The sequence below is a fragment of the Arthrobacter sp. U41 genome (assembly GCF_007679325.1).
Taxonomy (GTDB): Bacteria; Actinomycetota; Actinomycetes; order Actinomycetales; family Micrococcaceae; genus Arthrobacter.
On record NZ_VEGI01000001.1, the window covers coordinates 90,346 to 106,782 of the forward strand.

16 protein-coding genes are annotated in these 16,437 nt (G+C 67.7%); 7 read left to right on the plus strand and 9 right to left on the minus strand.

All coding sequences use genetic code 11. The features are described 5' to 3' along the window. Positions 1-178: 178 nt before the first annotated feature. On the plus strand, positions 179-421 hold the full coding sequence (locus FS787_RS00435) for a hypothetical protein (RefSeq protein ID WP_144670076.1): 243 nt from the start codon (positions 179-181) through the stop codon (positions 419-421). Here the strand turns inward: FS787_RS00435 and FS787_RS00440 are convergent. Next, positions 412-1,734, minus strand: a complete 1,323-nt coding sequence (locus FS787_RS00440; RefSeq protein WP_144670078.1) for a nicotinate phosphoribosyltransferase — start codon at positions 1,732-1,734, stop codon at positions 412-414. The two genes, FS787_RS00435 and FS787_RS00440, sit on opposite strands and share 10 nt — an antisense overlap. Positions 1,735-1,809: 75 nt before the next feature. Here FS787_RS00440 and ligD point away from each other — a divergent pair, with 75 nt between their 5' ends. Next, entirely contained in the window at positions 1,810-2,832 is a 1,023-nt protein-coding gene (gene ligD / locus FS787_RS00445; RefSeq protein WP_144670080.1) for a non-homologous end-joining DNA ligase, read from the plus strand. A gap of 12 nt (positions 2,833-2,844) precedes the next feature. Here the strand turns inward: ligD and FS787_RS00450 are convergent, their stop codons facing one another. Together FS787_RS00450 and FS787_RS00455 are read right to left on the minus strand one after the other, a co-directional pair. Then, on the minus strand, positions 2,845-3,732 hold the full coding sequence (locus FS787_RS00450) for an amidohydrolase family protein (RefSeq protein WP_144671776.1): 888 nt from the start codon (positions 3,730-3,732) through the stop codon (positions 2,845-2,847). 94 nt (positions 3,733-3,826) lie between these two features. After that, positions 3,827-4,183, minus strand: a complete 357-nt coding sequence (locus tag FS787_RS00455) for a hypothetical protein (protein ID WP_144670082.1) — start codon at positions 4,181-4,183, stop codon at positions 3,827-3,829. Between the two features lie 180 nt (positions 4,184-4,363). Between FS787_RS00455 and FS787_RS00460 the strand changes: the two genes are divergently transcribed. Then, positions 4,364-5,647: a class I SAM-dependent methyltransferase gene (locus FS787_RS00460; protein ID WP_144670084.1), complete on the plus strand. Its 1,284-nt coding sequence runs from the start codon at positions 4,364-4,366 to the stop codon at positions 5,645-5,647. A gap of 13 nt (positions 5,648-5,660) precedes the next feature. On the opposite strand, the gene FS787_RS00465 is transcribed toward FS787_RS00460, so the two are convergent. Then, positions 5,661-6,332, minus strand: coding sequence for an alpha/beta family hydrolase (locus FS787_RS00465; RefSeq protein WP_144670086.1), 672 nt, complete (start codon positions 6,330-6,332; stop codon positions 5,661-5,663). Positions 6,333-6,372: 40 nt separating this feature from the next. Between FS787_RS00465 and FS787_RS00470 the strand changes: the two genes are divergently transcribed. Together FS787_RS00470 and FS787_RS00475 are read left to right on the plus strand one after the other, a co-directional pair. Next, positions 6,373-7,380: a pirin family protein gene (locus tag FS787_RS00470; RefSeq protein ID WP_144670088.1), complete on the plus strand. Its 1,008-nt coding sequence runs from the start codon at positions 6,373-6,375 to the stop codon at positions 7,378-7,380. A gap of 55 nt (positions 7,381-7,435) precedes the next feature. Beyond that, positions 7,436-7,780, plus strand: a complete 345-nt coding sequence (locus FS787_RS00475) for a GNAT family N-acetyltransferase (protein WP_144670090.1) — start codon at positions 7,436-7,438, stop codon at positions 7,778-7,780. 40 nt (positions 7,781-7,820) lie between these two features. Here FS787_RS00475 and FS787_RS00480 read toward each other — a convergent pair whose 3' ends face one another. Both FS787_RS00480 and FS787_RS00485 read right to left on the minus strand, forming a co-directional pair. Then, positions 7,821-10,076 carry a bifunctional diguanylate cyclase/phosphodiesterase gene (locus tag FS787_RS00480; protein WP_260982326.1) on the minus strand — a complete coding sequence of 752 codons (2,256 nt, stop codon included), beginning with the start codon at positions 10,074-10,076 and terminating at the stop codon, positions 7,821-7,823. A gap of 119 nt (positions 10,077-10,195) precedes the next feature. After that, a complete protein-coding gene (locus FS787_RS00485) occupies positions 10,196-10,498 on the minus strand; it encodes a DUF4193 domain-containing protein (RefSeq protein WP_024367177.1) in 303 nt (100 codons plus the stop codon). Between the two features lie 249 nt (positions 10,499-10,747). On the opposite strand from FS787_RS00485, the gene FS787_RS00490 reads away from it, so the two are divergent. Then, complete coding sequence (locus tag FS787_RS00490; RefSeq protein ID WP_260982327.1) at positions 10,748-11,017, plus strand: hypothetical protein; 270 nt, start codon at positions 10,748-10,750, stop codon at positions 11,015-11,017. On the opposite strand, the gene FS787_RS00495 is transcribed toward FS787_RS00490, so the two are convergent. Beyond that, positions 11,014-12,927: an alpha-amylase family protein gene (locus FS787_RS00495; protein WP_144670094.1), complete on the minus strand. Its 1,914-nt coding sequence runs from the start codon at positions 12,925-12,927 to the stop codon at positions 11,014-11,016. The two genes, FS787_RS00490 and FS787_RS00495, sit on opposite strands and share 4 nt — an antisense overlap. 18 nt (positions 12,928-12,945) lie before the next feature. Further along, the gene (locus FS787_RS17925) at positions 12,946-13,449 is read right to left on the minus strand and encodes an HtaA domain-containing protein (RefSeq protein WP_186329057.1); all 504 of its coding nucleotides are present in this window, start codon (positions 13,447-13,449) and stop codon (positions 12,946-12,948) included. A 784-nt stretch (positions 13,450-14,233) separates the two neighbouring features. On the opposite strand from FS787_RS17925, the gene FS787_RS00505 reads away from it, so the two are divergent. Next, a complete protein-coding gene (locus FS787_RS00505; protein ID WP_260982328.1) occupies positions 14,234-15,097 on the plus strand; it encodes a BTAD domain-containing putative transcriptional regulator in 864 nt (287 codons plus the stop codon). Positions 15,098-15,152: 55 nt separating this feature from the next. Here the strand turns inward: FS787_RS00505 and FS787_RS00510 are convergent, their stop codons facing one another. Then, entirely contained in the window at positions 15,153-16,433 is a 1,281-nt protein-coding gene (locus FS787_RS00510; protein ID WP_144670098.1) for a Y-family DNA polymerase, read from the minus strand. Positions 16,434-16,437 lie beyond the last annotated feature (4 nt).

The window sequence follows — 16,437 nt, forward strand, 5'->3', positions numbered from 1 at the left end:
TTATTATGACCAGCAATCTCGACATCAACGTCGCTGTCGATCTCGGCCCGAAACCTGCACTCGTGTCACCGGGGGGCCATCTGCCCGGAACAGGCAAGGCCCCCCGGGCAGGCGCCGCATGAGGCCCGCAGCGGCTCTCGGTTACGGTTCCCTTGCCCATAGCCACGGAGCGGAGTTGATGTTCGATTCCTTCCGCCGCTGGCCTCTGGTGCCCTCCGCGCAGTTGGTGCGGCTCCGCTCGGCGCTGCTGCAGTGCGTCGAACTGGCCTCACCGGACACCGGCAGGGACCTCTCCGAGTCTGCCGGAAGACTGCTGCAGCTGGTCACCGATGAGCTGGAGCGCCGCAATGACCCGTCGGCCCGGCCCGCAGTCTTCCCGGCAAGGTTTCGGCGGGCGGCGCGGCGGCGACCCTACGCATAAACAGTGGGGATGGCCGGTTCGCCGCGCTGGAGCCGGTTGACGACGTCGGGCAGTTCGGCCATGGTCGCGGTGTGTCGTTCCCGGGCCCGCGCCACAGCTTCCGCCCCGGTCCATCCGGGCAGAAGCTCTCCAGCCCGGATGAACTGCCGCAGCAGGGGCCTGCTGCGGGGTTCCTCCGCCGGCGGGTGGCCGACCCCTAGAACTTCGTGGGTGGCCGTGCCCTGGCCGTCGAGCCGGCGCACCGCGTACTTCCGCCCGCCAACATTGACCTTGTTCTTGGAGCTCTTGGCGACCGCAACGAACTCCCCGGCGTCGTTGGTGCGGCTGACCAGTTTGTAGACCATGCCGGCAGTGGGGGCGCCGGAGCCCGTGACCAGCGCCGTGCCGATGCCGTACGCGTCGGCCGGGGCAGCCCGGAGCGCGGCGACGGAGTATTCGTCCAGATCGGACGTGACCACAATTTTCGTGCGCACGTTGCCCAGCCGGTCCAGCAGCTCGCGGACCCACGTGGCCTGTGCCACCAGGTCGCCGGAATCGAGCCGGACCGCGCCCAGTTTGTCCCCGGCGAGTTCGACGGCGGTACGGACGGCCGCCTCGACGTCGTACGTGTCCACCAGCAGCGTGGTTCCGGGTCCCAGCGACTCCAGCTGCGCCCGGAACGCGTCACGTTCGGTGTCGTGCAGGAGGGTGAAGGAATGTGCCGCCGTGCCGACTGTCCGGAGGCCGAAGCGCCGGCCGGCTTCCAGGTTCGAGGTTGCGGCGAAGCCCGCGATCACGGCGGCGCGGGCGGCCGCGGCGGCGGCTTCCTCGTGCGCCCGGCGGGAACCCATTTCAAAGCAGGGCCTGCCACCCGCCGCGCTGACCATCCGGGAAGCCGCCGAGGCAATGGCGGTGTCGTGGTTGAGGACGGACAGCACAAGCGTTTCCAGGATGCAGGCCTCGGCGAACGTGGATTCCACCATCAGGACGGGGGAGTAGGGGAAGTAGGCCTCGCCTTCCGGGTAGCCCCAGACGTCGCCGGAAAACCGGAAGTCCGCGAGGCGGTCCAGGGTGTCGCCGTTGACGACGCCGGTCCGGTCCAGGAACTCCAGCTCCGGCGGGCCAAAGCGGAAACGGGCAATGCCCTCCAGCAGCCGGCCCGTTCCGGCGACAATCCCGTACCGGCGTCCCTCCGGCAGTGCGCGGGCGAACGCCTCGAACACGGTCCTTCGCCCGGACGCCCCGGAATGAAGGGCCGCCTGCAGCATTGTCAGTTCGTAGTGGTCGGTGCAGAGGGACGTAACGGGGCCGTCCCGGAACGGCGTGGTGTCCATGATTCACCGTAGTCCTCCGTGTGCCCGCCGTCAGCGGCTATTCAGTTGCTGCTGGTCAGGGGTACCTTTGTCCCCATGGTCAGGGAAGAAGCCACGGTCACTGTCAGCAGCCCCAGCGGAGAGCGCGAACTGCGGATTTCCAGCCCCGGCAGGGTGCTCTGGCCGCAACTCGGGCTCACCAAGCTGGATCTCGCCCGGTACATCGTCGACGTCGGCGATGCTTTCCTGGCGGCGAACGGCGGCCGTCCCGTGACGCTCCAGCGGTTCGGCGGCGACATCGACGGCGAGCAGTTCTTCTCTAAGAACCCGCCCAAGGGAGCCCCTGACTTCGTGCGCTCGGTCCCGGTGGTCTACCCCAGCGGCCGCTCGCATCCGCAACTGGTGATCGACGAGGTTGCTGCCGCGGTCTGGGCCGTGCAGATGAACACCGTGGTCTTTCATCCCTGGGCATCGCGGGCCGGCAACCCGGACAATCCCGACCAGCTCAGGATCGACCTCGATCCGCAGCCCGGCACCGGGTTCGAGGAAGCGGTCCCGGCCGCGCAGGCACTGCGGTCCGTGCTGGCCGAGGCGGGGCTGGAATCCTTCATCAAGACCTCCGGCAACCGGGGGCTCCATGTGTTCGCCCCTATCGAGCCCGTCCGTGAGTTCCTCGACGTGCGGCACGCGGTAGTCGCCGCCGCCCGCGAACTGGAGCGGCGGATGCCGGAGAAGGTCACCACCGCCTGGTGGAAAGAGGAACGGGGCACACGGATTTTCGTCGACTACAACCAGGCGAACCGCGACCGCACCATGGCCGGGGCCTACAGCCCGCGCGCCCTGCCCGGTGCCACGGTGTCCTGCCCGATCCGTTGGGAGGAGCTGGAGCACGTCAACACCAAGGACTTCACCATCGTCACCGTGCCGCAGCGGCTCAAGGCGACGGGGGACCCGTGGGCGGCCATGCATGCGAACCCCGGCACGATCGACGTTCTGCTCGAGTGGTGGGAACGTGACCTGGCGGACGGGCTGGGGGAGCTGCCCTTCCCGCCGGACTTCCCCAAGATGCCGGGTGAGCCCATGCGGGTGCAGCCCAGCCGGGCCAGGACCAAGGACTAGTTCCCAGGCGCACTAAACGCCCAGCAGCCGCTGGCCGTTGAACCAGCAGACCGCCCGCAGCCAGTGGTCGTCCAGGCGGGGTTCCTTGTCCCGGAGCCGTTCCAGCGCCTCCAACTGGTGGGCGTACGGGTACGGGATGTTCGGGAAGTCGCTGCCAAGCACGATCCGCTCGGGCATCCCGGCCAGCCGCGCCAGGAGCGCAGGCGGGAAGGGGGCGGCCGCCTCGAAGAAGTCCGTGAACACCATGGTGGTGTCCAAATGGACGCGCGGATACCGCTCCGCGAGGTCCAGGAACTCGCCGTACTCAGGTGCCCCCAGATGGGCGACGACGGCGGTCAGCCGGGGATGGCGGCGCATCACACCCTCGAGCTTGTCGGGCCCGGTGAAGCCCGGCCGCGGGACGGGGCCGCTGCCGACGTGCACCACCACCGGAATGCCGGCCTCGGCCAGGACACCCCACACGGGGTCGAGTATCGGCTCGCGCAGATCGAATCCGCCCACCTGCGCGTGGATCTTGAACACCCGTGCGCCGCGTTCCAGGGCCGACTGTACCTGCTCCAGGACGCCCTCTTCCGGGTAGAACGTGGCGCTGGGGACACAGTCCGGCTCTGTGGCGGCCAACTCCAGCGCGAAGTCGGTGAGGTCCGCCGCCATGGCCGGGCGGTGGGCGTACGTCAGGGCCGTGAAATGCCGCAGTCCCAGCCGTCGCAGTTGGGCCAGCCGGCTGGCCTCGTCCGAGCGGTAGGTAATGGGCCAAGGGCGGCCGATGAGTGGACCGGCCTCATCGAAGTGCGCCCACACGCGCTGCAGCATCCGTTCCGGGAGGAAATGCGTGTGGATGTCGATCAGGCCCGGGAGCCCGAGTCCGCCCCACCACTGCGGCACGTCTGTGTCCCGCATCGTTTCCACCTGGTCTCCTCATCGACGTCGTCGTCCGCCAAATCCCGGCCGCACGGCCCAGACCAGTCTGCCATTAGAGACTTGCGGCGGGAAACTACCGACGTTGCGCCCGGAGGATCCCCCGCACGGTGTATCCGACGGCGCAGACAAGTGGTGCCAGACAGGCCAGCAAGGCGATGGTGTTGGGCCGGAACGCCACCTGCCCGGCCGCGTTGCGGCTGTAGACGCCGAGCGGGAGCACGAAGCCGCCGCCGCCTCCTCCGGCCGCATTTTCCTGGCCGCCGTCGATGATGTTGCTTCCGGCCTCGGAGGCTCCGCCGCCGCCAAACCCAAAGGACACCAACGCGACAGGGACCAGTTCCTCCCCGTCCACCGTGACGGCCGGGCCGTACGCCCGGGCCACACCCACATTTTTGAACGTCTCCGCAAGGGACGAAAGTGCTTCAGTCATGGCACCGACGATAGGCGTGCACCCCGGGGAGCGCCAGAGCAGTTTGCCCTGGAACGCCTACGTCCTGGAACGCCTATGTCCTGGAGCGGTTGGCCCGGCAGGGCCTTCCGACCCCTATTTTCCCGGCTGACGTCGAAATAGATTGGGACCGGACTATCGCACGGAAGAAAGGCCATGACCATGACGAAACAGACTGGGGTGGCGCCGCGGCTGGCGGACGTGCTCGCCATCGTCCTGGGCACTGAGGAAATCCCGCTGCGACTGAAAGCCTGGGACGGCTCGGAGGCCGGACCGGCCGGCGCGCCGGTCCTCGAGTTCCGGTCCCGGCGGGCTTTGCGGCGGATGCTGTGGTCTCCCGGTCAGCTGGGCCTCAGCCGCGCCTACGTTGCCGGGGATGTCGACGCCCCGGGCGACGTCTTCGCCAGTTTTGCCGCCCTCAGCTCCACCGGCAAGTTCGCCGAGCCCGGACCGTTCCGTCGTCCCACCGTCCGCGAACTCGCGGCAATCCTGAAGAACGCCGCCCTGCTCGGCGCCATAGGACCCAACCCGGCACCCCCGCCGGAGGAAGCAAAGCTGGTCCGCGCCGGCCGGCGGCACACGCGGAAGCGTGATGCGGCCGCCATTTCCCACCACTACGACGTCGGGAACGATTTTTACGCTCTTGTCCTTGGCCCGTCCATGGTCTATTCCTGCGCGGTGTGGGAGGACGAGAGCACCGGGCTCGAAGCGGCGCAGGACGCCAAAATCGACCTGGTCTGCCGGAAGCTCGGACTGCAACCGGGCATGCGGGTGCTCGATGTCGGGTGCGGGTGGGGGAGCTTTGCCCTGCAGGCCGCCCGGAACTACGGAGCCGACGTCGTAGGCGTGACGCTGTCCGGCGAACAGGCCACCATGGCCGGCAAGCGGGTGGCAGAGGCCGGCCTGACGGACCGGGTGGCCATCCGCGTCCAGGACTACCGCGACGTCGACGACGGGCCGTTCGATGCGATCAGTTCCATCGGCATGTCCGAGCATGTGGGCCGCGAGCAGATGCCCGCGTACGTCGCCAGGCTGCACGGGCTGCTCCGGCCGGGCGGCCGGCTGCTCAACCACGCCATTTCCTGGAACGCGGGTCCCACAGCGCCGGATCCGGACTCGTTCATCCCGCGCTACGTGTTCCCGGACGGAGAGATGCTGGGCCTCGCGGAGATGGTCGGAGCGCTGGAGGCCGGCGGACTGGAAGTGCTCGACGTCGAAGCCCTGCGCCGGCACTATGCGCTTACCCTCCGGGCCTGGGTGCAGAACCTGGAGGACCACTGGAGCGACGCCGTGCAGGCGGTTGGAGAAGGGCGGGCCAGGGTCTGGCGGCTCTACATGGCCGCCAGCGCCCTGGGCTTCGAGTCGGGCATCACCGGCGTCAACCAGATCCTCGTCCAGCGGCCCGGCGGCGCCGAGCCGCCGCTGCGCCGGACCGCCTGGCTGTGAGGGGCCGGATGCCTCAGCCCGGGCCGTGCGCGGTGATGAAAGCTGCGGCAGACGCCGCCAGCGAGGCCCCGACTTCGTCCGCACTGCGTTTCGTTCCGGCAACCTCGAAGGTATGGCCGCCGCCCTCGCGCCACTCCAGCGTTGCCGACGGGCCGATCCGGGCCACCACCGCCTCCAGCAGTTCGGGCGTGGCGAACGGGTCGCGCGTGCCCTGCAGGAAGAGCATGGGAAGCGTCAGCCCGTAGAGGTGTTCGTCCCGGATCTTCTCCGGCTTGCCCGGGGGATGAAGCGGGTAGCCCAAATAGACCAGTCCGGCCGCCGGCATCCCCTCGGCAACCGCCATGGAGGCCATCCGACCACCGAAGGACTTGCCCGCGGCCCACAGCGGCTCGCCCGCTGACCGGTCGGCAGCCTCGGCCATGGCCGCCTGCCAGGTGGCGACGGCAACGGGAGGCCTGTCGGGGAACTTCCGTCCCGCTTCCCGGTAGGGGAAGTTGAAGCGGAGCGTGGCGATGCCCAGTTGATTGACGGCGCGGGTGAAACCGGCCAGGAAGGGGTGTTCCATGCCGGCTCCGGCGCCGTGCGCGACCACCAACGTGGCAGATGGCTGCTCAGGGCGGGCATAGACGCCCGATACGGTGGACTCGCCCACGGCGATCGTTACGGGGGACTCGGGGATGGTCATGACTCCATCATGCCGCCTGCAAGACGGCTAGGCTGGTGGCATGAGCAACACCGAGGTGGCCCCTCAGGAGATACTTTGCGGGACGGGTGACGACGGCGTCGGCGTGGAAATCCTGGTTCCCCGTCAGGTCCCCCTGGGCGGACCGCGGGCCATGGACGTACGACGCACCCTGCCGCAGCGCCAGCGGAGCCTCATCGGCGCCTGGTGCTTCCTGGACCACTACGGCCCGGACCGGGTGGGCGAGTCCGGGGGCATGCGCGTGCCGCGCCACCCGCACACCGGGCTGCAGACAGTCAGTTGGCTGTTCACGGGAGAAATCGAGCACCGCGACTCGGCCGGGTTCCACGCCGCGGTGCGGCCCGGTGAGGTCAACCTGATGACCGCAGGACGCGGCATCAGCCACTCGGAGTTTTCCACGCCGGCCACCGAGGTGCTGCATGGTGCGCAGCTGTGGGTGGCGCTGCCGGACCGGGCACGCGGGATGGAGCCCACGTTCGAGCATTTCCGGCCCGAGCCGCTCTCCGGCCCCGGCTGGTCCATCCGGGTCTTTCTGGGATCAATCGCCGGCGCCAGCTCGCCGGTCACCACCCACACACCCCTGCTCGGCGCCGAGATCCGCCTGGACCCGGGAGCCACGCTGACCCTGGATACGGACCCGTCCTTTGAGCACGGCCTGCTGGTTGACGCCGGAGCTCCCCTGGTGGATGGCCGTCCGGTGGCCAAGGACCACCTCGCTTACCTGCCCGTCGGGCGCCCGTCCCTGACCCTGGAGGCCGGCGTCGAGCCCCTTCGACTGCTGCTGATCGGTGGCGAGCCGCTGGGCGAGAAGATCGTGATGTGGTGGAACTTCGTGGGACGGAACCATGAGGAAATCGTCGGGTTCCGGGCTCAATGGCAGGCGGAAATCGGCGTCGAGGCCCCTCCGTCAGCCCATCCGGAATCCGGTGGCGGTGATGGCGGCCCGAGCTTCGGCACGTTCCCACCGGGAGAACCGGCGCCGCTGCCGGCCCCCGCCCTCCCCAACGCCCGCCTCCGTCCCCGCGACTGATGCCCGGACCGGACACCGTGCGCTGCGCACCCCGCGCGCCAGAAACGAGAACGCGTTGAGCGACATCACCATCCGCAACAATCCTGCACGCCTGCGCTTCGAAGTGCTCGACGGCGGCACCGCAGTCGGCCAAGCCGCTTACGTCGACGACGGTGCAACCCACCGCATTTTCTACCACACGGTCATCGAGGACGGATACGGCGGCCAGGGTCTGGCCGGACGGCTCGCGGCGCACGCGCTCGACGAGACGGTCGCCGCCGGCCTGAAGATCGTTCCGGTGTGCCCCTACATCAAGAAGTACTTGGGAAAGCACGCCCGGTACGAGGCCATGATTCAGAAGCCCACGCCTGCGCTGCTGGCGGTGCTCAAGGAAGCCTTGGAGCAGCACGTCCGCCGCTGACCCGGAGCACGGAACGAGGAGTTCGGGGCCGCGGGCCGGCTCAGCAGTCCGGGGCGTCCGCTCCAGGGGGCTGCAGGCGGGCGCGAGCGGCAAGGAGGGCCTCGATGAGCGGTGCCGGCACAGGACGGGACAGCAGGTATCCCTGCCCCAGGCGGCAGCCCAGGCCGCGGACCAGGGCCAGCTGCGCCGGGTCCTCGATGCCTTCGGCAATCGAGTCGAGGTTGAGCCGGCGCGCCAGGCCGAGAATGCCTTCCAGCATGGCAGCAGACGGGGCGTCGGCGGAACTGCCGGAGAGGAATGAACGGTCGATCTTGAGGATGTCCGCGGGCAGCTCGGCCAGGGCGCTGAGCGAGGAGTAACCGGTCCCGAAGTCGTCGATGGCGATGCGGACGCCGAGGCCCTTCAGCCGGTTGAGGGCGGTGATGCCACCGTCGACGCTGCTGGCCAACGCCGTCTCGGTGACTTCCAGCACCACTTTGTCCGCCTGGGCGCCGGGATCCCGCAGGATGTCCTCGATCGCCGCGAGGTTCCTGGGGCTGGGCAGTTGCAGGGTGGAGAGATTGATGGAGACCCAGAGGTCGTGGCAGTGGGCCATCGAGTTCCGCCACCGGGCGGCCTGCCGGCTGGCAGTGTTCAGCACCCAGCAGCCGATGGCTTCGATGTCGCCGGTTTCTTCGGCGAGCGGGATGAATTCGCCGGGTTCCAGAAGCCCCAACGTTGGATGATTCCACCGGACCAGCGCCTCCACGCCCAGAATTTCCCCGGTGCGCAGATCGGCCACCGGCTGGTATTCGAGTCGAAGCTGCCGCTGGGCCACTGCGGCGGCCAGGTCGGCCCGAAGGGCGGCGCGGTGTGTCATCCTGTCATAGCCTTCGGCGTCGAAGCGCTGGTAGCGCCCCTTGCCGTTTTGTTTGGCCGTATACATCGCGAAATCGGCCTGCCGCAGCAGCTCGGCGGGATCACCGGTTTCCGGGCGGCGCTGGGCGGCTCCCATGCTCACTGACACCTTCAACCGGACTTCACCGACAGAGAAGGGGGCCCGTAGTGTGTCATGGATCCGCTCCGCGATCCCGGCGGTGACGGATCCGTCGGCGTCGTCGCTGACCACAATCGCAAACTCGTCGCCGCCGAGCCGGGCGGCGAGGTCGTGGGACCGCACGCAGCCCTGCAGCCGGCCGGCGAGTTGGATCAACAGGGCGTCGCCGCCCTCGTGTCCGAGTGAATCGTTGACGTCCTTGAAGTCGTCGACGTCAATGATCAACAGGCCCTCATGGCGGGAGCGGCGGTCCGTCCCGGGTTTGAACGTCGCGGCGAGACGCTCGGTCAAGGCCGCACGGTTGGCCAGGCCGGTCAGCGGATCATGGGTGGCGCGGTAGGTCAGGGCCAGGTGGCTGTCGTGGACGGCGGCGGCCATGGAGTTGAAGGCGTCGGCCAGCTCGCCCAGCTCATCCCGCCGGACGACGTCGATGCGGTGGCTGTAGTCACCCGACTGCAGCTTGAGGACACCACGCCGCAGGGCTTCCACGGGCCGGATCAGGAATTTGACGATCCTGGCGCGGAAGTAGACGACGCCTGCCGCCGCCAGCCCGAACAGTGCGCTGCGGGCTGCGATCACGATCTGCTGGAGTTCGGCGCCGTAGGCCAGGCCGGAGTCCAACGATTCAAGGGCCGAGAGCTGGATGCGGTCCAGGAGTGCGCGGACGCCCGCGCCGGACGCGGCGAGGCCGGGTGAATCGGCCACGCGGTTTCCGGTGAGGGCTTCCACCTGGCTGCCCCACAGCCCGTGCTCCGCAAGGCCGTCCTGCCACTCGTCGCGGGCCTGGCGCGCGGAGGCGCGCATGTCCCGTTCATTGGGCAGCAGGAGGATGGCGTCCTCGAAGCGGCGGGCGATGTCCTGCTGCTGTTGGAGGTACCCCGAGGGGTCGGCCTGCGCACTGGACAACAAGCGGTGGCCGGCCAGTTCATGGGCATCAAGAGCGGAGCGCAGGTCCGCGACGGTTGCTGATTCACGATGCAGGCGGGCGGCTGTTTCCTCAATCTGGTCCGCTACGGCCCGGACTCCGACAACCGTGGCCAAGGCCCCAAGGAGAAGCGCCACCAGCATGAGGGCGAAGGCCCTGGACCATTCGGCTTTCAGGCTCCACGTCCGCCCGGGGCGCCAGCCTTCGCTGCCAACGGCGACAGCCCCGGTACCGGCAGGACCGGTACCGGGGCTGTCGATGAGGAGCTGGCCATCAGCAGCGGCGTCAGCCGCCGCCGGAGGAGGGCCCTCCGGCATAGTGATCCAGTCCCGCATGATTTCCGCCTCCGGCTACGTGCCGGCACGCCCCGCATCGTCATTGAGGAGCGTATAGCAACATGTCGTGCAGGGCATGCCCGGCGGCGTTGTTGCGGAAATGTGAAGCTGAGCGCCTGCTAGCTCATGCAGTCAGCGCAGTAGGAGTGGCCCGCCTTTTCGCGTGCGAGCTGTGAGCGGTGCCGGACCAGGAAGCAGGAGTAGCACGTAAATTCGTCGTCCTTCTGCGGAATGACGGTGACCGTCAGTTCCTCTCCGGACAGGTCGGCGCCCGGCAGTTCCACGCCCTCGGAGGTGTCGGCCTCGTCAAGCTCACGGGTGACGCTGCGGGCGTCCGGCGCGTTCGCGGAGCGAAGGGCCTCTAGTGAGGCGTTGCGTGATTCCGCAACGTCTGATCGGACTTCGTCATAATCGGTTGCCACCTGGTTGATTCTCGATTCCGTTGTTCTGGGTTTCCCGGGATTGAACCGTACAGCATCCACCCGTTAATTAGCTGGGTGTACGGGGACTCCGTGCAGTGACGCTCATGACACGTGCATGCGCTCGGGTAGACAATCCCGGGGCCGCGGCCAGGCGCGGGCGGTGTTCGATGATCGTCGTCCGGAGTTAATGTGCCGTTCATGGCGCGCACCTAGGCTGGTTCCTTAGGCACCGCCCGCCAGAAGGGAATCATGATGGCCGATATCGCTGCAGTGCTCGGACGGCTCACGCCGGAGGAATTCGACGGCCTCCGGGCCCTCGGCCCGGCGGGTCACCTGCCCAGAGACCTCACGGATGCCCTGGACCGCGCAGCCGGTGGTCCGGGCGCCGGGCGCGGCTACTACGTTCCCACCGGCAGCGTGAGTGCTACCGGCGGACCTCACTTTGTCCTGCGGAGCGATGTGTCCGGCTGGCTGTTCGGGCCGTCCTCCCAGGTCCCGCAGGCCCGGAGGGACGCCTAGAGTGTGGGCCGCGGCGTAACCCTCAGCCAGTGGAACTGCTGCGGTTGGAGCAGAATTCCCTGCCCAAGCCCCATGCGGGTCCCGGTCAGGAGCTCGAGGGCGTCTTCGGCGAATCCGGAGAGCGTCACGGCTGCCACTGTTTGGGCTACGTCGCTGAAGTTGGCCAGCGCCAGGATCGTGGTCCCGTCGCCGGGCCGCTGGTAGCCGAGGACGCCGACGTTCCGCGTGTCGAAATCCAGCAGCCTGGTCCCGGCCAGCTCCGGCGTTCGGGACCGGACGGCGATCATGTTCCGGAGCCCGGCGAACACCGCGCCTTCCGGAGTGGAGGCGTCATGGCGCTGGGCGTACCGGTCGGCGGGATAGTGCGGGCGGTGGACCCAGCGGCTGTCGGCGCCGTGGCCGTCCTCAAGGGCGTAGCCGTAGTCGTTGAGCTGCCCCACCTCGTCGCCCAGGTAAAGCAGCGGAATGCCGCCGGTGCTGAACGCGACCGAGTGTGCCAGCAGGATGCGGTCCACGGCCTGACCGGCACCGTCCTCCAGCCCGCAGAGTGACGCCGTCGTGCCGGAAATGCGGCAGTCGCCCGTCCGCGGGTTGTCCTGGAACGGCACGCCCCGGGCGAAGCTGCCCGGGAAGCGGTTGACGTAAAAGGAGTTCAGGAACCTCCGGTGGTCGAAACCGTTAATGCCAAGCTCGGCGGCGTCCTCGTCGGCAAACGTCCAGCCGATGTCGTCGTGGCTCCGGACGTAGTTGACCCACGACGTTGCCGCGGGGATGTTATGCCGCCGTTCCAATGCCTGCGCCAGCAGGGAAACGTCCCGTGTGGCCATGGCTTCCCAAATGAGCGCCATCTGCAGCGGGTTATAGGAGAGCTGGCATTCCGCTGGGTCGATGTACTGCGCCACTTCGTCGGGGTGCACAATTGCCTCGGACTTGAACAGGAGCGACGGTGCCGCCAACCGGCAGACGGCGTTGAACGCGCGCAGCAGCAGGTGTGCTTCCGGGAGGTTTTCGCAGGGCGTTCCGAGCTGCTTCCAGATGAAGGCGACAGCGTCCATCCGGAGGATGTCCACGCCCTGGTTAGCCAGAAAGAGCATCTCGCCCGCCATGGCCCGGAATACCTCAGGGTTGGCGTAGGTCAGGTCCCACTGGAAGGTGTGGAACGTCGCCCAGACCCAGCGCCCGTCCGGCATCGGCACAAACGAGCCCGGATGATCGTCCGGGAAGATCTCGCGGACCTGTTCCTCAAAGGCGTCCGGCATGGTCCGGTCGGGATAGATCCAGTAGTAGTCGCTGTAGCCGGGATCGCCGGCGGCGGCCTTCCGGGCCCAGGCGTGTTCATCGGAGGTGTGGTTGAAAATGAAGTCGACGACGAGGCTGATGCCGTTGGCCCGGAGTTCGGCGGTAAGGGCGCGCAGCTCGTCCATGGTGCCCAGCGCGGGGTTGACTTCGCGGTAGCTGGAGACGGCGTAGCCGCCGTCGGAGTGCGGCTCCGGCGCCAGGAATAGGGGCATTAGGTGCAGGTATGTGAGGCCAAGCTCCTTGAAGTATGGAATCCGGCGGCGGACGCCGTCCAGGTTCCCCGCATAGCGGTCCACGTAGCAGACCCCGCCGAGCATCTTGTTGGACAGGAACCATCCGCTGTTCTGCTCGCGGGCGGCGTCGAGGGCCTTGAGTTCCGCCGGCCGTTCCGCCCACGAACGGGCGGTCTGCTGCACCAGGGCCGTCAGCTGGTCCAGCCAGTCCGTGCGGCTCCCGTAGAGACGGTGGAACAGCAGGGCGAGGTCCGGGAGGTGGGCCTCCACGCGGCGCCGGAAGTCCGCCCCGTCCTTGTCCTCAGGCAGTGATCCCGCGGCCAGCCCGGCAATCACGTGCTGCAGGGCTGTTTCGACATCGTCCACGAATTCCACCATGAATGTTCTCCTTTTCGGCTAGCCCGGAACCCGGATGACAAGCGGATCCATCGGTTGTCCGGCCGCGTACTGGCCGTCGAAGAGTTCGGACCCGTCCGGAGAAACCACCACTTCGACGTGATCCCAGACCAGGAACCCGCCGGTGGCGCGGGGTGTTGAGGGGCTGAGGAAGCCGACGGCGGTGCGGTCCTGGCCGCCGTCGGCCCCGGTGCTGATGGACAGCACGCCGCTGCCGCTGGAAAAGGTGACCCAGGGGTCCAGCAGCCGCACCAGCAGCATGCCGTGGTGCCCGGCGAGCCGGACATCGCCGCGGAAGCGCAGCACGCCGGTGCCGCGTTCGACGTCGTAATCGGACAGCTCGGGGCTGAAGCAGAACAGCGAAGTTTCGGACACGGTTGCCCCGTCGGTCGCTGAAACGGACCCGTCCGGCAGGCTGGCGATGTAGTCGACGAAGCTGCGCTTGATGCCCCAGCTCAGGCCCAACGGCGGCAGCGGGGCGGGTGAAGCGGACGCTGGGTTCACGCGGGTTCTCCTGTGGCTCAAAGGCTGGTCTCCTCTGAGCCTAGCGTCGGATCGGCTGCCGGATGAACTGCCCACCGGGCGGCGTGGCATGGAGGGGGTTCCGAACCTGCTGTTCCCGCGGCGGCGGCAGGGGAGTTTCGGTTCCGCACCGTCGCTGGAATATTGGGGGAAATTGATGCGGAAATGCCTTTGTGAATTTGCCTTTACGAGCAAAACAATGAACTCCTTCGTCCGGGTATTTGCCGGAAATGGCAAGGATAATGATGAATCTGCCGGGCCGAGTAACATGCGCAGGTGCTTCGGATCGATCTCCTGCCGCAGGCAGTCCTGGGTGCCGGCAACGGCAGGCGGCACACGCGCGGCCGATCCGGCGGCCGTTCACGTCCTGCGTCTGGCCTGCGGCAACGGTGGCCACGTCCCGGGATTGCCTACTCGGCGCCGTACCGACCGGCGGCAGCGGTGATACTTGCCTAACCATCGGAGTACTCACATTAATTTCGGCAGTTACTTGGTAGCGTTCCCCGGGTGTACTCGACTTTACGCACGGTAAAGGAACGGGTAGCTACATTGCTTGTTGTGCCTTCTTTGACATGTCACGGTTTTCCTAGAAAGCCGGATGGAAGTGAGTCTCAGCACGTCGTTCCACCAATTCTTTCCGGCTCTCCGAATAGTGATTGAGTTCTATATGGGGAAATCGGAGATCGATGTGAATAACTTGCGCGGTGCAACGCCCGAAATTTCGGTACGGCTATTCGGAACTTTTGAGATCCGACGAAATGGCGCAGTGCTCACCGCTGCGGACCTGGGCGGCTGCAAGCCCCGGCACATTCTGGAAATTCTTTTGCTGAACCTGGGTACACCTGTTTCCAAAGCGCGCCTCGTGGAGATCCTGTGGGGACCCCGCGCCAGCAACGGCGCCGTCGCCACCCTGGAGAGCTACGTCAGCGGCATCCGCAGGGCAATCCAGCCGGGCAACACCAAGACGGGGCCGCTTCGCACCGCGAACAGCGGCTACGTACTGGACCCTCAGCTGGTGGAACTGGATCTCTCGACGTTCCAGCAGTTGCTCAATGAGGCCCGGCATGCCGCTCCGGCCGAGGCCCATACGTTGTCCATGCAGGCCCTGGAAATGGCCGCCGAGCCGCTGCTGGGTTTTGAACTGGTGGCTGACTGGGCTGAAGAGGCCCGGCTGCGGCATGCTGCCGAGAAGGTCGCCGCGCAGGTCCTCGCGGCCGAGACCGCGGCCTTTTTGGACAAACCGGACCTGACCATTTCGTTGGCGCAGTCCGCCGTCCGGTCCGAACCGCTCAACGAACGTGCGTGGACCATTCTTGTTGGGGGATACGAACAGGCCGGCCTTCCCGTGGAGGGGCTGTCAGCTTACGAGCGCTGCCGCCGTCTGTTTGACCGCGACCTGGGCTGCGCCCCGGGGCCGGCCCTGCAGGCCGCTCACCTGAGGCTGCTGCGGCAGCGCGCCGAGGGAAACACCGAACTCTCGGAAGTCCTTGCGGCGCTGCTGTACCTGGGGGAGCGGCTGCACGGGCCCAAGTGCACCAAGCATGCCGCCGAGGAATCCCGGCGCATGCAGGAGAACGCCGGCAGGGTCCTCGACTCGTTCCTGCAGCAGGCGCTGGCCGTCGCCGTCTGACCGGACCGGAGGCAGCCCTTCCGCTGGACGCGTTGCGGCGCTTTCCTGAGGATGGTTACGCGGCTTTGACCACGGGGAGTTCGGCCCAGTGCGTCGTGTACCGCGGGGACAGCATGTCCCGTTTCATGCTCCAATCCGGCCCGCCCCGGATGCCGGCGAAGCCGAGGCCGATAGAACCCCGCCCGTACCTCCGGCTGACGTCCTCCAGCAGCGGGCCGATGCCCCGTTCCTCGTGCGGATTTTCGAAGACTGCCAGCGGCGCCTGGTTGCCGGTGGGGCGCAGATCGGTGACCATGATCCCCGCGCGGACGTACTTGACGCCGTCGTCAATCCGGGGGAGGAGGGCGTACGCCGCCCTCGCCAGGAGGACCGGGTCGGCGGTGGGCATCGGCAAGGGCACGCACACGGTGGGGTTCGAGCTCTCCTGCGGGTTGTAGTAAGACGTGGCGGCGAACGCCGTCAGGAGCTTGGCCTGGAGCCGGTGCCTCGCCAGCCGGGCGCTGGCCTGCTGGGCGTAGATGCCCAGCACCTGGCGCAGCCCGGCGCCGGTGGTGATCGGCGTGGCAAAGGAACGGCTGAAGATGAGCTGGTCGCGGCCGATCCGTTCTTCTTCCAGGGGGATGCACGGTGTCCCATTGAGCTCCAGGACCGTCCGCATCAGCACCACCGAGAAGCGGTCCCTGATCTTGATGGGGTCTGCGCGGGCCAGGTCCAGTACGGTGTGGATATTCTGCGCGTTCAGCCGTTTGGTCAGGCGAGCGGCCACTCCCCAGAGCTCGATCACGGACAGGCCCGCCATGAGTTTCTCCCGCTGGGCGGCGGGGACAGCGTCCCAGTGGCAGACGCCGTCGAACGCCGGATTGTGCTTGGCCCACTTGTTGGCCAGTTTCGCCAGGGTTTTGGTGCCGGCGATGCCGACGCAGACGGGGACGCCGACGTTGCGGCGCACCGCGGTTTTTATGTTGTGGCCCAGACGCTGCAGCTCCTCCGGGGTGCCGTTGACGCCGAGGAAGGCCTCGTCGATGCTGTAGACCTCCAGCCAGGCCGAGTAGCGGCCGAGGAGTTCCATCACCCGGGCGCTAATGTCGCCGTAGAGTTCGTAGTTGCTGGACCGTGCCACCAGCCCCCATTCCTTCGCCCGCGGTGCGAGCTTGAACCACGGTTCGCCGAGGCTGATCCCGAGTGCTTTCGCTTCGGGGGAGCGGGTGACCGCGCAGCCGTCGTTGTTGGAGAGCACCACCAGCGGACGGCCTTCCAGGGAGGGGTCGAAGGCGCGTTCGGCGCTGGCGTAGAAGCAGTTCACGTCAACAAGGGCCACACTGCCCCGGCCCGCCATGGCC

Bases quoted from the DNA above. Each gene is read 5' to 3' on its own strand.
- FS787_RS00435 (WP_144670076.1), top strand. From the start codon at position 179: ATGTTCGATTCCTTCCGCCGCTGGCCTCTGGTGCCCTCCGCGCAGTTG.
- FS787_RS00440 (WP_144670078.1), bottom strand. From the start codon at position 1,734: ATGGACACCACGCCGTTCCGGGACGGCCCCGTTACGTCCCTCTGCACC.
- ligD (WP_144670080.1), top strand. From the start codon at position 1,810: ATGGTCAGGGAAGAAGCCACGGTCACTGTCAGCAGCCCCAGCGGAGAG.
- FS787_RS00450 (WP_144671776.1), bottom strand. From the start codon at position 3,732: ATGCGGGACACAGACGTGCCGCAGTGGTGGGGCGGACTCGGGCTCCCG.
- FS787_RS00455 (WP_144670082.1), bottom strand. From the start codon at position 4,183: ATGACTGAAGCACTTTCGTCCCTTGCGGAGACGTTCAAAAATGTGGGT.
- FS787_RS00460 (WP_144670084.1), top strand. From the start codon at position 4,364: ATGACGAAACAGACTGGGGTGGCGCCGCGGCTGGCGGACGTGCTCGCC.
- FS787_RS00465 (WP_144670086.1), bottom strand. From the start codon at position 6,332: ATGACCATCCCCGAGTCCCCCGTAACGATCGCCGTGGGCGAGTCCACC.
- FS787_RS00470 (WP_144670088.1), top strand. From the start codon at position 6,373: ATGAGCAACACCGAGGTGGCCCCTCAGGAGATACTTTGCGGGACGGGT.
- FS787_RS00480 (WP_260982326.1), bottom strand. From the start codon at position 10,076: ATGCGGGACTGGATCACTATGCCGGAGGGCCCTCCTCCGGCGGCGGCT.
- FS787_RS00490 (WP_260982327.1), top strand. From the start codon at position 10,748: ATGATGGCCGATATCGCTGCAGTGCTCGGACGGCTCACGCCGGAGGAA.
- FS787_RS00495 (WP_144670094.1), bottom strand. From the start codon at position 12,927: ATGGTGGAATTCGTGGACGATGTCGAAACAGCCCTGCAGCACGTGATT.
- FS787_RS00510 (WP_144670098.1), bottom strand. From the start codon at position 16,433: ATGGCGGGCCGGGGCAGTGTGGCCCTTGTTGACGTGAACTGCTTCTAC.